Here is a 14,480-nt window from a genome sequence, read left to right as displayed (position 1 = left end):
CTTACGCGTGCTGTGGGTCGATCTTGTCGGCGTCGATGCCATATTCGGCAATGGTCTTGGCCAAAACATCTACCGGCAGCTCGTTGCGGTCCACCAGCGACTTGAGCGCAGCAACCACGATGAACTTGGCATCCACTTCGAAGTGGTGACGCAGGTTGGCGCGGCTGTCAGAGCGGCCGAAACCGTCGGTACCCAGCACCTTGTAGTCACAAGGCACGTAAGCGCGCAGCTGCTCGCCATAGATCTTCATGTAATCGGTCGCCACAATCGCAGGCGCATCTTTTGCCAGCACTGTGCTTACATAAGGCACCTTGGCGGTTTCTGTTGGGTGCAGCATGTTCCAGCGCTCAACCGCCTGACCATCACGCGCCAGCTCGTTGAAGCTGGTAACGCTGAACACATCTGTGCTGATACCGAAGTCTTTCGCCAGCGCCTGTGCCGCCTTGCGTACTTGCTCGAGAATAGTACCGCAACCCATCAGCTGGACTTTGCCTTTGCCGGAACCGGCAACGCTTTCCAACTTGTAGATACCCTTGACTATTCCCTCTTCCACGCCTTGTGGCATTTCAGGTTGAACATAGTTCTCGTTCATTGTGGTCAGGTAGTAGAAGATATCTTCCTGATCTTCGCCATACATGCGGCGAATACCATCCTGAACAATAACGGCAATCTCATAACCATAGGTTGGGTCATAGCTGATGCAGTTAGGAATGGTATTGGCCAGAATATGGCTGTGACCATCCTGGTGCTGCAAGCCTTCGCCGTTCAGCGTAGTCCGGCCGGAAGTACCACCGACCAAGAAGCCACGGGCGCGCATGTCGCCGGCGGCCCAGGCCAGATCGCCGATCCGCTGGAAACCGAACATGGAGTAATAGATATAGAAAGGGATCATCGGCGTATCATTGACCGAGTAACTGGTCGCAGCCGACACCCAAGAGGACATGGCGCCCAGCTCGTTAATCCCTTCCTGTAGCACCTGACCGGACTTGTCCTCACGATAGTAAGCAACCTGATCCGCATCCTGAGGCACATATTTCTGGCCTTCGTGAGCATAGATACCCACTTGACGGAACAGACCTTCCATACCAAAGGTACGGGCCTCATCCGGGATGATAGGTACTATCTTCTTACCTATGCCCTTATCTTTCAGCAAGGCCGTCAATACCCGCACAAAGGCCATGGTAGAAGAGATCTCACGGCCGTTGGAGCCTTTGAGAACCGCATCAAAAATCTTCAGTGAAGGCACTTGCAGTTCTTCGCTGAATTTCTGCCGACGGGCAGGCAGATAACCCATCAGGGCCTCACGGCGTTCCTTGAGGTATTTAACCTCTTCGGAATCCGGTCCCGGATGGTAGAAGGGGATCTCATCCAGCTTGTCATCAGGGATTGGGATGTTGAAGCGGTCACGGAAGTGACGAATGGCTTCAATATCCATCTTCTTGACGTTATGGGCAATGTTCTTGCCTTCACCGGCATCACCCAGACCATAGCCCTTGACTGTCTTGGCCAGGATCACGGTTGGGCGCCCCTTGGTCTTCTTGGCTCTATCGAGCGCGGCGTAAATCTTCACCGGGTCGTGGCCACCACGGTTCAGGCGCCAGATGTCATCATCAGACATGTTGGCTACCATCTCGGCGGTTTCAGGATACTTACCGAAGAAGTGTTCACGGGTCCAGGCACCGCCTTTGGCTTTACAGTTCTGGTATTCACCGTCAACGGTTTCGTTCATCAGTTGCAGCAGCTTACCGCTGGTGTCACTGGCCAGCAATGGATCCCAGTAACGGCCCCAGATAACCTTGACCACTTCCCAACCGGCGCCGCGGAATTCACCTTCCAGCTCCTGGATGATCTTGCCGTTACCGCGTACAGGGCCGTCGAGACGCTGCAGGTTACAGTTAACGATAAACACCAGGTTATCCAGCTCTTCACGAGCGGCCAAACCGATGGCACCCAGCGCTTCCGGCTCATCACACTCGCCGTCGCCCAGGAAGCAATATACGGTTTGCTCGGAGCAATCCTTGATGCCACGGTCAGTCAGGTACTTAAGGAAGCGCGCCTGATAAATCGCCTGGATAGGGCCCAGACCCATGGAAACCGTAGGGAACTGCCAGTAATCAGGCATCAGCTTGGGATGCGGATAGGAGGACAGGCCTTTGCCATCCACTTCCTGACGGAAGTTGGCCAGCTGTTCTTCGCTCAGACGACCTTCGAGGAAAGAACGGGCATAGATGCCGGGGGCGATGTGACCCTGGAAGTAAACCAGGTCGCCGCCGTCTTTCTCGTTGGGAGCACGGAAGAAGTGGTTAAAGCACACATCATAGATAGTGGCACTGGATGAGAAACTGGAAATATGACCACCAAGCTCCAGATCTTTCTTGGAACCACGCAGTACCATAGCCAACGCGTTCCAACGCACAATGGCGCGAATGCGACGTTCCATCTCCTGGTTACCCGGCATATGAGGTTCTTGCCCGGCAGGAATGGTATTCAGGTAAGCAGTAGTGGCAGTGTAAGGCAGGTGAGTACCGTTACGGCGAGCCTTATCGATCAGCTTTTCCAACAGGTAATGAGCACGTTCGGGACCTTCCTGCTCCAATACGGCCTGCAGGGATTCTACCCATTCCTGTGTCTCTAACGGATCCAAGTCTTGTAGCATATTTTCAGACATGACACTGTCCTTCTATACATTGTATTAATAGTGATTACGACGTCCTAAGGTGGGCACTGGGCCGCCCCTGGGCTACACGCCGCTCTTCAAACGGCGCAAGCTACGCTGCAACCGGCTATCTTCTTCCCGTACCGACAACATGACTTCCTCGATATAACTCAAGTGGTCATTGGACGCTTCACGCGCGGCTTCGGGATCGCGGCGAATAATAGCGGCCAGCAAAGCCCGCCTATGTTTATTCGCCATGGATGAAGCTTCTTCACGACGACTCAGAAGCTCCAGGTTTTGCGCCACATTCTGATGCAGCACAGGAGTTAAACTCAGAACCAGGTGCAGCATGGCAACATTGTGTGATGCCTCGGCTACCGCCCGGTAAAAATGCACAATGGCGGCCGCTTGCGCTTCAATTCCCTCGGCGTCTTCCACTTCCTGGATCATTCGCTGGATATTCTGCATATCGGCGTCAGTTCCGCGCAGGGCGGCAAAATAGGCCATCATGCCTTCGGTGGCATGACGGAACTCCAGCAAGTCATATTGACTCTCCGGATCACCCTGCATAAGTTCGACTATGGGATCGGCAAGACTCTGCCACAACTGTTCTTTAACGTAGGTACCACCGCCTTGGCGGCGCAGCAATAATCCTTTTGCTTCCAGCTTTTGAATCGCTTCCCGCAATGAGGGACGGGAGACTTCAAACTGCAACGCCAACTCGCGTTCAGGAGGTAACTTCTGACCCGGCTGCAAGCTGCCTTCCAGGATCATCTGCTCCAACTGATTCATGATGACGTCAGAAATCTTTGGCTGACTGATTTTGCTATAAGCCATCTGGCCCTCAGCTCCTATTGTAAATTGGTCTTACCAATTTCTACGAGTGAGCGCACTTTATCAAATCACACTTTTAAAGTCCAGTTAGTGATCTGCATCAAGTCAACTCACGATGTGTGAGCATAGCCTATATTTTTCCCTCTGGGGTCAGACCAATTAACAAGCAGCTTCGGGCCCTGTTTGCGGCAAAGCCTGGTTAAGCCAAAGCCTGGTTAAACCCAAGCCCCGCCGCAGCAAAACCGCAAGCACACTTATTCAGCACTAACTCACCAGACCAAAAATGGTCAACAGCGACAAAATAGTAAGCAGTAAAGTTGAGTTACGCTTACTCAAGGCCAGCAGTGCCAAGGTAGACTGTACCGACACAGGCACATCTTCATCATCCGGCAGAGTTTCAGCAGCCAGCGCCACTTGGGTCACTATCTCCCTGGGCGTCGCCTCCCGTTTCAGCGCCAACTGGCACCATAACGGAAAAGCATTGCTGAAATGACCGCAAAGCACATAACCAAAACCTATGATCCGTGCCGGCAACCAGTCGAGCCAATACAGCAGCTTATCTACCACAGGCCACTCTTTAGCCAAGCGTTGGCGCCTTTCATCAAAAAAACGCACACTGCAATAAAACACCGCGCCTACCGGACCAAATAGAATAAAGAACAGCGCCACGGCGCCATAATAGCGGTAGTTGAGCCAGGCCACGCTCTGGCCTACCCTGGCGCCCAACTCGCGTTCGCTGACCGCATCCAGGCATTCACTGCAGTCCAGCTCTCCGGCGAAATGAAAACTGGCTTGCACATCACCGCGGCAAGCAGCCTGCACATAACGCTTAAATAAACGCCTTTGATATTGGTGGGAAAAACAGACTACCGCCAGCGCCACCCACAACAGCAGCGAAGGCAAGCCCCAAAACCATCCATCCACTACCCACAAAGCCACTGCCACACTCACAGCCGGTAGCAAGAGCGCCACTATCATGCCACCTGTAGTGCTCAACTGACTGTCGGTAAACATCTGCCTTTGATACCAGCGCAGCCCACTGTCCAACTGCCAACGAGCCGGCAGCAGTTTCAAACGTTCAACAATAATCGCGATCAACAGGGAAAACAGTGCCATCTCTTCTTCTCCATGCTCTCTTTAGGCCTGTGGCCATCTCAAAGCGACACGCGTCACAGCGCCTGCAGATACCTTTGCCAATCAAACCCCGGGCCCGGGTCTGTCTTGCGCCCAGGGGCAATATCGCTGTGACCTACTATTCTCTCTTTGGTGATATCCGGGTAGGCCAACCGTAAACTTTGGCTCAGGGTAATAAGTTTATGGTACTGCGCCTCGGTAAAGCCGGAATCATCTGTGCCCTCCAACTCTATGCCGACGGCAAAGTCATTACAGCCGCTACGACCGGCATAGTTAGATACCCCTGCATGCCAGGCGCGCTGGTCGACCGAAACATATTGGCGCAATTCACCATCACGGCGAATCAGAAAATGCGCCGACACTTCCAGCCCCTTAAGCTCGGCAAAGCTGGGATCGGCTTCAGTATCCAAGGTTCCCAAAAACAGCTGCTCTATATAAGGCAGACCAAAACAGCCGGCCGGCAGACTGATATTATGGATCACCAAAAGGCTCACCTCGCCATCTGGCCTGTGATTAAAGTGAGGTGAAGGCCTGGGTACGGCTTCACCATACCAACCATCAATCCATAGCTCCCGAACCAATTATTTATCTCCCGACTCTCTATTGGCGTCACTAAAGCAAGGCTTGGCTGCTTGCGCTTCAAATCACCCCGGACTCGACCACAGCCAATTGTGCCTCCAACACAATACCAGCAGCGCCCCTTATTATGCTAATCTAGCAGCATAAATTTCCTCAATAATCCCGAGTCAATCAAGGACGCGTATCATGCTCGAAAATGATATCAGGGTCAGTGTCAAAGCCGCACTGGACGAAGATCTTGGCCACCAGAAGGCCTCCGAGGGCGATATCACAGCCCTGTTGATCCCGGCAGACAAATATGCCGAAGCTACCCTTATTACCCGCGAAGAAGGTGTTTTCTGTGGTAAAGCCTGGGCCGAACAGGTATTTAACCAGCTCGGAGGCGAAGTGGCCCTGCACTGGCATGTGGATGATGGCGATCTTGTGCTGCCCAATCAGCTGCTGTGTGAACTCTCTGGCCCGGCGCGCCTGCTGCTCACAGGCGAGCGCACCATGATGAACTTTATTCAAACCCTCTCAGGCGTAGCCAGCCTGACCAAGATTTACTGCGACAAACTGGCGGGCACTCAATGCCGTTTGCTCGATACCCGCAAGACCCTTCCCGGCCTGCGGACGGCGCAGAAATATGCCGTCACCTGCGGCGGCGGCAAAAACCACCGCATAGGTTTGTTCGACGCCTTTCTGATCAAAGAGAACCATATTATGGCCTGCGGCGGTATCGCCAAGGCGATTGCGGCCGCACGAGCACTGCGCCCGGACAAACCTGTGGAAGTCGAAGTAGAAACCCTGGAAGAACTGGCGCAAGCGCTGGAGGGCGGCGCCGATATTGTTATGTTGGACAACTTCGATGTCACCATGATGCTGCAGGCGGTAGAGCTCAATAATGGCTTTAAGGCCAAGGGACTGGGTGCCAAACTGGAAGTTTCCGGCGATGTCACTCTGGAAACCATAACTGCCTTCGCCCAAACCGGTGTCGACTTTATCTCGGTCGGCGCCCTGACCAAGCATGTGCGGGCCATGGATCTCTCCATGCGCCTCAAAGGCTGAGATCTTGGCAGGCATACCCCTGACGCCAGGGGTATGCCGATTTCAGCCCCAATCCCCCCAGCAGGCGTTAACCGCCAAGCCCCGCCGCTAACCGCACAATACTCATCCGCTTGCCATTGCAGCTTGCAGCATCTGCGCCTTATTCTGAGTCAGGCTCTCGCCACTCCACTGAAAACCGCCGCCCCAAGACCAAACTCAAGTCCAGACCCAAGTCCAACCCCAGCCCCAAGCCCGAGCAAGAGCCCGTCTGATAATACTATCCCAGGGTTATATTCTTCCTCAGGCAGGCGCGGTTTGTGCACCTCACTTGGCACCAGTATAAAACTCATGCATAAAGCCCATGCATAAAGTCATGCATAAAGCCCATGCACAAAACCTGTGCATGAAACCCCACCTAGATAAAACCAGCTATAAAAATCACCTATTCCCCGCCAAAAATCCGCCCCCAAAACCGCCCAACAAAATAAACAAATTGTTAACAACAATATTTACCGCTAAATGGGAGCCAAGCATTTTTTTGACAACGCCACATCCCTGACACAAACAGGGCAAAGCGTCAAAATATTGTTACCGGTAAAACTTGGTGGTGGATAACAATTTTGATTTTTTCCGCTATTTCAGGTGGTTTTTTCACTATTGCAGATTCCCTTTTTAGTAACTTTATACTAACTTTTAGGGCAGGCGAGATGGCCGCGTCGGCCAACCTCACCGACAAGGTAACCACCCAAACTGCTATTTTATGACGCACAATAAAGTTACAAATGTAAAAATTGTGATTTGAGTAAATGCTCAGTTCCTTGAGGTGCGGTTTGCCGGAACGACATACGATAAACTTAAATGGTTTTGCTGAACTGATTGAGTCTGGATCCAGATAGGCTTTGGGGTGATCCCCACTAAGCTGGCAAGCCGGAAAAACCGCCTGAATATTTACAGGCATCACAGGAATACGAGTAACAGGGAATCAAGTTACCGATTCACTCAAGACGGCAACAACGGAGAAAGCAAATGAAAACTATCAAACTCAACAAGCGTGCCCAGGGCTTTACCCTGATCGAATTGATGATCGTAGTGGCCATCATAGGTATTCTGGCGGCCATCGCACTGCCTGCTTACAAAACTTATACTCAGCGTGCAAAATTCAGTGAAGTAGTACTTGCAGCAACTCCCGCCAAAACAGCTGTAGATGTATGTATCCAAACTGGCTCAAGCTGCGCAACTTTAGATGAATCATTAACTGGCTGGGCTGCAGGCCCACTTGTTGATACCGTGGCTATTGACGCCAATATGATCGATGACCCAGCCAATCCTGGCACCCAAATAGTAGATCCTACAGGAACTATTGTTATAACCGTAACATCAGTTGGAGCACCAACATTTGATGCCGCTTATACTTACATTTTAACTGGTACACCAAATTCAGGAGGCTCTACAGATTGGGCCGCATCGGGTAGCTGTCAAGCAGCAGGTCTGTGTTAATCAATGCCCACAACCGGCCTCCACTTAGGATTATCGACCCTATTTATCCGTAAGGGGCTGCTCAACGAGAGCAGCCTGACGGAGGCCATCAAGCAGTCGCAAAACAGCAACCAAGCCCTGGTCACCACCCTGGTGACCAGCAAGCTTTTATCCGCCCGCAGCATAGCCGAGCTCTGTTATGAGGAGTACGGCACCCCGCTGCTGGATCTCAATGAGTTTGACCTAAGCAGTATTCCGGATGAGTTTCTCAACAAGAAACTGATCGACAAACACAGATGTCTGCCGCTGTTCAAGCGCGGCAACCGCCTCTATATCGCCACCTCGGACCCCACCAATATCGCCGCCCTGGAAGACTTTCAGTTCAGCGCCGGCCTGCATGCCGAAGCGATACTGGTCGAAGAGGACAAGTTAGCCAAGGCGCTGGAAAAGGTACTGGAAGAGGACTTGAGCTCGCTGGATCTCGATGGCCTGGATGAAGAGTCCCTCGCCGGCATTGAAGTCACAGATACCGACAAGCGCCCGGAAGACAACAGCGAAGGCAAGGATGACGCCCCCATCGTCATCTATATCAATAAAATTCTCACCGATGCCATCCGTAAGGGCGCATCGGATCTGCATTTTGAACCCTACGAGAAGCGCTACCGCATCCGTTTTCGTATCGATGGCATACTCCATGAGGTGTCCGAGCCGCCGATTTCACTTTCCGGACGGATATCGGCTCGCTTAAAGGTGATGTCCAAGCTGGATATCGCCGAGCGCCGGGTGCCCCAGGATGGCCGCATCAAGATGAGGCTGTCGCGCAACAAGAGCATTGATTTTCGGGTCAGTACCCTGCCCACCCTCTGGGGCGAAAAGATAGTGATGCGGATCCTCGACTCCTCTTCGGCGCAGTTGGGCATAGAAAAGCTCGGCTATGAGGAAGACCAGAAACAAGCCTATATGGAGATGCTGGCAAGACCCCAGGGGATGATATTGGTTACCGGCCCCACGGGGTCTGGGAAAACCGTGTCCCTCTATACCGGCCTCAATATTCTCAATACCGAGGAGCGCAATATCAGCACCGCCGAAGATCCGGTGGAGATTAACCTCGAAGGGGTTAACCAGGTGCATATCAACCCCAAGGCCGGGTTAACCTTCGCCTCGGCGCTGCGCTCCTTCCTGCGTCAGGATCCAGACGTGGTGATGGTGGGGGAAATTCGCGATCTGGAAACCGCCGAAATCGCCATCAAGGCGGCACAAACCGGCCACTTGGTGCTCTCGACCCTGCACACCAACTCATCGGCCGAAACCCTCACCCGTTTGCTCAATATGGGCGTACCCGGCTACAACATTGCCAGTTCGGTCAACCTGATAATTGCCCAGCGCCTGGCCCGCCGTCTCTGTCCCGAATGCCGACAAGCGGAAGATGTCCCCGAACATGAACTGCTGCAGCTGGGCTTCAGCCAGCAACAGATAGATAGCGGTTTTACCGTTTATAAGCCCTGCGGCTGTGAGCACTGCTCCGGCGGTTACAAGGGCCGAGTCGGTATCTATGAAGTGATGAAGATGTCCGATGAAATTGCCAGAACCATTATGGAAGGCGGTAATTCACTGCAGATTGCCGCTACCGCCAAGCAGCAGGGAATGAGGGACTTGCGCCTGTCTGGCCTGCTTAAAGTCATTCAGGGCGTCACCAGCATTGCCGAGGTCAACCGGGTAACCAGTTACTGATGCCTGCCAAGCCAGACAGCGGCTGTGATATCCAAAGCCTGCGTGCCAAAGCATAAGTGCCATAACATGAGCGCCATAACATAAGTGCTTAACGCCATTCGCAGCAGGCGGGCCAGGGGTAACCCGACTAAAATAATATGCAGGCACGGCAAACCGTTTATTCCAAGGAACTATTATGGCCACAGCAACGGCAACAGCTAAAAACAATAAAGCCAAAACCAAAGGTGCCAAGGCTCAAGCCAAGATCTACACCTTCACCTGGAAAGGTCTTAATCGCGATGGCAAGCAAAGCTCCGGCGAATTACGCGGCGCCAGCATTGCCGAAATCAAAAGCTTGCTGAAAAACCAGGGGATTAATCCCAAACTGGTACGTAAAAAGTCTGCCTCTCTCTTTGGTGGTGATAAAAAAATCAAGCCGATGGATATCGCGGTGATCACCCGCCAGATAGCCACCATGCTGGCCGCAGGTGTGCCCTTGGTGACCTCCATCGAGTTGATTGCCCGCGGCCATGAGAAAAACAAGGTGCGTATTTTGCTGGGCACTGTGCTGGCCGATGTTCAGGCCGGTATTCCCCTTTCCGATGCCCTGCGCCCCCACAGGGCTTATTTCGACGATCTCTATGTCGACCTGGTGGCCGCCGGGGAACATTCCGGCTCTTTGGATGCGGTATTTGACCGTATCGCGACCTACAGAGAAAAAGCCGAGGCGCTCAAGTCCAAGATCAAAAAAGCCATGTTCTATCCCGCGGCGGTAGTTGTGGTTGCCATAGCAGTTACTGTGCTGCTATTGCTGTTTGTAGTACCTCAGTTCGAAAGTATCTTTGCCAGCTTTGGCGCCGAACTGCCCGCCTTTACCCAGTTGATAGTTAATATAAGCCGTTGGCTGCAAAGTACCTGGTATCTGTTTCTCGCGGCAATTGTTATCGGGGTTTGGCTGTTTGTCCGCGCCCATCGCAACTCGGAAAAGTTTCGTAACCGTATCGATGAAATGGTGCTTAAAATTCCCCTGATTGGCGAAATTCTCCATAAGGCTGCCATGGCCCGTTTCGCCCGCACCCTGGCCACTACCTTTGCCGCCGGGGTACCGCTGATTGATGGCCTGGAGTCTGCCGCCGGCGCCTCCGGTAACTATGTCTACCGCAAGGCCCTGCTGAATGTACGTACCGAAGTGATGGCCGGTATGCAAATGAACGTAGCCATGCGTACCACCAAGCTGTTTCCCGATATGCTGATCCAGATGGTGATGATAGGTGAAGAATCCGGCTCGCTGGATAATATGCTCAACAAGATAGCCAATATTTACGAGATGCAGGTAGATGACGCCGTAGACGGGCTTTCCAGCCTGATTGAACCCATTATGATGGTGGTGATAGGTACTCTGGTAGGCGGCCTTATTGTAGGTATGTACCTGCCTATCTTCCAAATGGGTAACGTGGTAGGTTAAGCCTCAGTATCAAAGCCGGTGCAATAATAACAAGCAGCACTTTTAACACCATTTTTAGGGCAGTGTAATATTCGATGTCAGACTTTATTGCCATATTGAGCCACAATCTGTGGCTCTTTCTTGTTCTCTGTTTTCTGTTTGCCTCTGTGATAGGCAGCTTTCTCAATGTGGTAATCCACCGCCTGCCGGTAATGATGAAGCGCGAATGGCAGCAGGAATGCAATCAATACCTGCAGGAATACCAACCCGAATTCGCCAAACAGATAGGTGAAGCCAAGCTCAATGCACCGATAGATAACTACCCGGCCAAGTACAATCTGTTGCTGCCGAAGTCTGCCTGCCCCAAGTGCGGCGCTCATATCAAACCCTGGCACAACTTACCCATAATCGGTTACCTGATGCTTGGCGGCAAATGCGCTGCCTGTAAGACCAAGATCTCGGCAAGATATCCTCTGTTCGAGTTGTTGACTGCCCTACTCATTTGTACGCTCGCTTGGCACTTTGGTCCAACACTGCAGTTTGCCTATGCAACTATTCTGACCTTTGGACTGATAGCCCTCAGCGGCATAGATTTGGATGAGATGCTGTTGCCTGACCAGATAACCCTGCCGCTGCTGTGGCTCGGTTTACTGATTAATATCTCCGGCACTTTTGCCAGTATTACCGATGCCACCATAGGTGCCGCAGCCGGTTATTTAAGCCTCTGGTCTATCTACTGGCTGTTCAAATTAATCACCGGCAAGGAAGGCATGGGCTATGGCGATTTCAAGCTGATGGCTCTATTCGGCGCCTGGCTGGGCTGGCAGATGCTGCCACTGATAATTCTGCTCTCTTCTTTGGTGGGCGCCCTGGTAGGTGTGTTACTCATAGTGTTCAAGAACCTCAATCGGGGTAACCCCATTCCCTTTGGCCCCTATATTGCCATAGCCGGTTGGGTTGCCATGGTGTGGGGGCAACAGATAGTTGACTGGTACTTGGGAACACTTTAAATGGCGAACTTTATTATAGGCCTCACGGGGGGCATAGGCAGCGGTAAAACGACAGTAGCCAATCTGTTTGCCGAGCAAGGCATTGTTTTGGTTGATGCCGATATCATCGCCAGAGAAGTTGTCGCCAAGGGCTCAGATGGCCTTAAGCAAATTGGCGATAAATTTGGCCCGCAGATGCTGACACCCGATGGCTGCTTGGATAGGGCGGCGCTGAGGGAACAGATATTTCATCATCCGCAAGACAGGGAATGGCTCAATGCCCTGTTGCATCCCATGATACGCACCCGCATGCTGGAACAGCTTGAGATGGCGGCTTCTCCTTATGTCATTATGGTGGTTCCCTTACTGTTTGAGAACGGCCTGGACAAACTGGCAGATCGCACATTAGTCGTAGATATTTCACCCAAATTACAATTGCAGCGAACTATTGAACGGGACATGGTGTCTAAGGAGCAGGTTCAAAACATTATCAATAGCCAGAGCGACCGCCAGAGCCGACTCGATAAGGCCGATGATGTGATTGACAATCAGGGAGAGATCGACGCGTTACAGGCCCAGGTACTGGCGCTGCATAATAAATACTTACAGCTGGCAGACATTAAAAATTCATGAACACGACAGAACTGATATTCGAACAGCCGCTAAATGAAAAGATCCGTAGTTATCTGCGCCTGGAATATCTCGCTCGTCAATTGGATAACAACCTGCTGCAAGATCATCAACACAGATGCTTTTATCCGCTTTTCTCTCTCTGTGAACTTACCGAACGCTGTGATTACCGCAGCGAAGTCATCAAAGACATCGACCGCCAATTAATCCAACTGCAAAACTGGCAACAGCGGGAACAAGTCGATCAACAACAGCTGCAGCACTATCTTGAACAATTCTCCCATGCCAGAGAAGAGCTGCAACGCCCGCAGCGTCCAGGTAGCCAACTGAAACAAGACAGATTTATATCGGCGCTCAGACAGAGATTCAGTATGCCTGGTGCTTGCTGTAACTTCGATCTGCCACAACTCCACTTTTGGCTGGCGAAACCTTGGGAAGAACGCAGCCAAGAGTATCGCCAATGGACCAACCACTTCAGGAGTTTACTGCAACCTATCAGCCTGCTGTTGCAACTAACCCGCATGAGCTGTGAGTACCGAGAAGCTGTGGCCCATGCCGGCTTTTACCAAGGCGACAGCCAACAAAGCTTGTCGCTGGTCAGAGTCAAGCTTGACGCCGAACAGGGCTGCTACCCCACCATTAGTGGTCACAGAAACCGCTTTGCCATTCATTTTGTCCTGTTCGAACAACAAAAGCATTCCGACAAAACCGTCAAATTCCTACTGGCGACCTGCGGCTAAACTCTTTACCATGGGCGCCATCAGTTAGCCCGAGAGACACAAAAATGCCTATCACAGTTAAGTGCCCCACCTGTCAAAAAGAGGTGGAATGGAGCCCCGAATCCAAATTCAAGCCCTTCTGTAGCGAGCGCTGTAAACTCATCGATCTTGGAGATTGGGCCTCAGAGAAACATGCTATCCCGGTGAAGCCAGAATTTGATCAGCAAATGCTGGATGAGCTGGGTTACGATGAAGGCAATTTCTTCAAGGATCAATCATGACAAAAAGAGTTCATGTCGCAGTCGGCATTATCAAATCCGGTAAACAGATCCTACTGGCCAAGCGCCATGGGCATCTGCATCAAGGTGGAAAATGGGAATTCCCCGGCGGTAAAGTCGAAATGGGCGAAACCGTCACCCAAGCGCTTGCCAGAGAACTCGCGGAAGAGGTTGGCCTCAACATAGCAGGTTCCACTCCCTTTATGTTGTTGTCTTATGACTACCCGGACAAACAGGTATTACTGGATATTCACCTGGTTACGGAATTCAATGGTACGGCTTATGGCGTAGAAGGACAGCAAGTCGAGTGGGTGCACTTGGAACAGCTCCCGGAATACACCTTCCCGGATGCCAACCAACCGATTCTTGATAAAATCCTGACAGAGTTTTCAAAGTAAGCCCTAAGCCAGCCGCCTAAGCTGGCTTTTTATTATCCCTGTCTTGTCGATGCAGATGTCCCAAATCACCTCTGCAGAGGTCATCCTTGATGGCGCAGGCTGGCATACTATGGATATGGCAACACCTTTCTCAAATCTCACTTTGATTAAGCTACCCGCCTATTCCCCAGATCTGAACCCGATGGAGCAAGTTTGGCAATGGCTCAGACAACACTGTCTTTCCAACCGAGTATTCGATTGCTACGAGCAAATTGTTGAGTAAGCATCCCGAGCCTGGAATACCCTCATTGAGAATACTGGTCGGGTGAAATCTCTGTGCTCCAGGGGCTGGATAGATCAGGGACTGGATAAATCTGACCAGATAAACCAGTCGAGCCATTCTCAACATATCCACAGCACCATCTCACATGGGGGCGAAAGACATCTGCTCATCAAGCACAGCTTGATAGATGGCTGTAGCGCGAAGCAGCTTGGCTGCGAGCTGAGGGGCACACACTGCGCCAGCAGCTTTGGGCTGCATGTTAAGTCGTGCTCGCTGGAAGCGAGACAAACAAAAAAGCCCTAGCATTCAGCTAGGGCTTTTTTGTTTGTTAGGCGTCTGGCGATG

The 14,480-nt window shown here is 52.0% G+C and carries 14 protein-coding genes and 1 pseudogene; 10 read left to right on the top strand and 5 right to left on the bottom strand.

All coding sequences use genetic code 11. The features are described 5' to 3' along the window. Position 1: 1 nt before the first annotated feature. From aceE to ampD, 4 genes are all read right to left on the bottom strand, one after another. Positions 2–2,668, bottom strand: a complete 2,667-nt coding sequence (aceE, locus tag CX651_RS10510; protein ID WP_101055960.1) for a pyruvate dehydrogenase (acetyl-transferring), homodimeric type — start codon at positions 2,666–2,668, stop codon at positions 2–4. 72 nt (positions 2,669–2,740) lie between these two features. Then, positions 2,741–3,493, bottom strand: a complete 753-nt coding sequence (gene pdhR, locus CX651_RS10505) for a pyruvate dehydrogenase complex transcriptional repressor PdhR (protein WP_039033589.1) — start codon at positions 3,491–3,493, stop codon at positions 2,741–2,743. Between the two features lie 261 nt (positions 3,494–3,754). Beyond that, positions 3,755–4,606, bottom strand: coding sequence for a beta-lactamase regulator AmpE (ampE, locus tag CX651_RS10500; protein ID WP_101055959.1), 852 nt, complete (start codon positions 4,604–4,606; stop codon positions 3,755–3,757). A 53-nt stretch (positions 4,607–4,659) separates the two neighbouring features. After that, positions 4,660–5,205: a 1,6-anhydro-N-acetylmuramyl-L-alanine amidase AmpD gene (ampD, locus tag CX651_RS10495; RefSeq protein WP_229799870.1), complete on the bottom strand. Its 546-nt coding sequence runs from the start codon at positions 5,203–5,205 to the stop codon at positions 4,660–4,662. A 184-nt stretch (positions 5,206–5,389) separates the two neighbouring features. Here ampD and nadC point away from each other — a divergent pair, with 184 nt between their 5' ends. Beyond that, a complete protein-coding gene (nadC, locus tag CX651_RS10490; protein ID WP_101055958.1) occupies positions 5,390–6,250 on the top strand; it encodes a carboxylating nicotinate-nucleotide diphosphorylase in 861 nt (286 codons plus the stop codon). A gap of 556 nt (positions 6,251–6,806) precedes the next feature. Here nadC and CX651_RS19855 read toward each other — a convergent pair. Further along, the gene (locus tag CX651_RS19855) at positions 6,807–7,187 is read right to left on the bottom strand and encodes a hypothetical protein (RefSeq protein ID WP_146225989.1); all 381 of its coding nucleotides are present in this window, start codon (positions 7,185–7,187) and stop codon (positions 6,807–6,809) included. 68 nt (positions 7,188–7,255) lie between these two features. On the opposite strand from CX651_RS19855, the gene CX651_RS10485 reads away from it, so the two are divergent. The 9 genes and pseudogenes from CX651_RS10485 to CX651_RS10445 form a co-directional block, all read left to right on the top strand. Beyond that, on the top strand, positions 7,256–7,726 hold the full coding sequence (locus tag CX651_RS10485) for a pilin (protein WP_101055957.1): 471 nt from the start codon (positions 7,256–7,258) through the stop codon (positions 7,724–7,726). Between the two features lie 3 nt (positions 7,727–7,729). Beyond that, on the top strand, positions 7,730–9,436 hold the full coding sequence (pilB, locus tag CX651_RS10480) for a type IV-A pilus assembly ATPase PilB (RefSeq protein ID WP_101055956.1): 1,707 nt from the start codon (positions 7,730–7,732) through the stop codon (positions 9,434–9,436). Between the two features lie 175 nt (positions 9,437–9,611). Continuing rightward, positions 9,612–10,880, top strand: a complete 1,269-nt coding sequence (locus CX651_RS10475) for a type II secretion system F family protein (RefSeq protein ID WP_101055955.1) — start codon at positions 9,612–9,614, stop codon at positions 10,878–10,880. A 74-nt stretch (positions 10,881–10,954) separates the two neighbouring features. Next, positions 10,955–11,869 (top strand): prepilin peptidase, encoded by a 915-nt coding sequence (locus CX651_RS10470; RefSeq protein ID WP_101055954.1) that lies wholly within the window; start codon positions 10,955–10,957, stop codon positions 11,867–11,869. Continuing rightward, on the top strand, positions 11,870–12,481 hold the full coding sequence (coaE, locus tag CX651_RS10465; protein WP_101055953.1) for a dephospho-CoA kinase: 612 nt from the start codon (positions 11,870–11,872) through the stop codon (positions 12,479–12,481). Next, positions 12,478–13,218 carry a cell division protein ZapD gene (zapD, locus tag CX651_RS10460; RefSeq protein ID WP_101055952.1) on the top strand — a complete coding sequence of 247 codons (741 nt, stop codon included), beginning with the start codon at positions 12,478–12,480 and terminating at the stop codon, positions 13,216–13,218. The genes coaE and zapD overlap by 4 nt, the downstream gene beginning before the upstream one ends. 44 nt (positions 13,219–13,262) lie before the next feature. Continuing rightward, positions 13,263–13,478, top strand: a complete 216-nt coding sequence (gene yacG, locus CX651_RS10455) for a DNA gyrase inhibitor YacG (RefSeq protein ID WP_039033599.1) — start codon at positions 13,263–13,265, stop codon at positions 13,476–13,478. Next, complete coding sequence (gene mutT / locus CX651_RS10450) at positions 13,475–13,873, top strand: 8-oxo-dGTP diphosphatase MutT (protein ID WP_101055951.1); 399 nt, start codon at positions 13,475–13,477, stop codon at positions 13,871–13,873. Before yacG ends, mutT begins: the two co-directional genes overlap by 4 nt. A 73-nt stretch (positions 13,874–13,946) precedes the next feature. Then, positions 13,947–14,204: pseudogene (locus CX651_RS10445) on the top strand (transposase); the annotation flags it as partial. Positions 14,205–14,480 lie beyond the last annotated feature (276 nt).

Origin of the sequence: Shewanella chilikensis (assembly GCF_002836945.1) — a bacterium.
GTDB lineage: Bacteria > Pseudomonadota > Gammaproteobacteria > Enterobacterales > Shewanellaceae > Shewanella > Shewanella chilikensis.
This window is presented reverse-complemented; position numbering and strand designations above follow the sequence as displayed.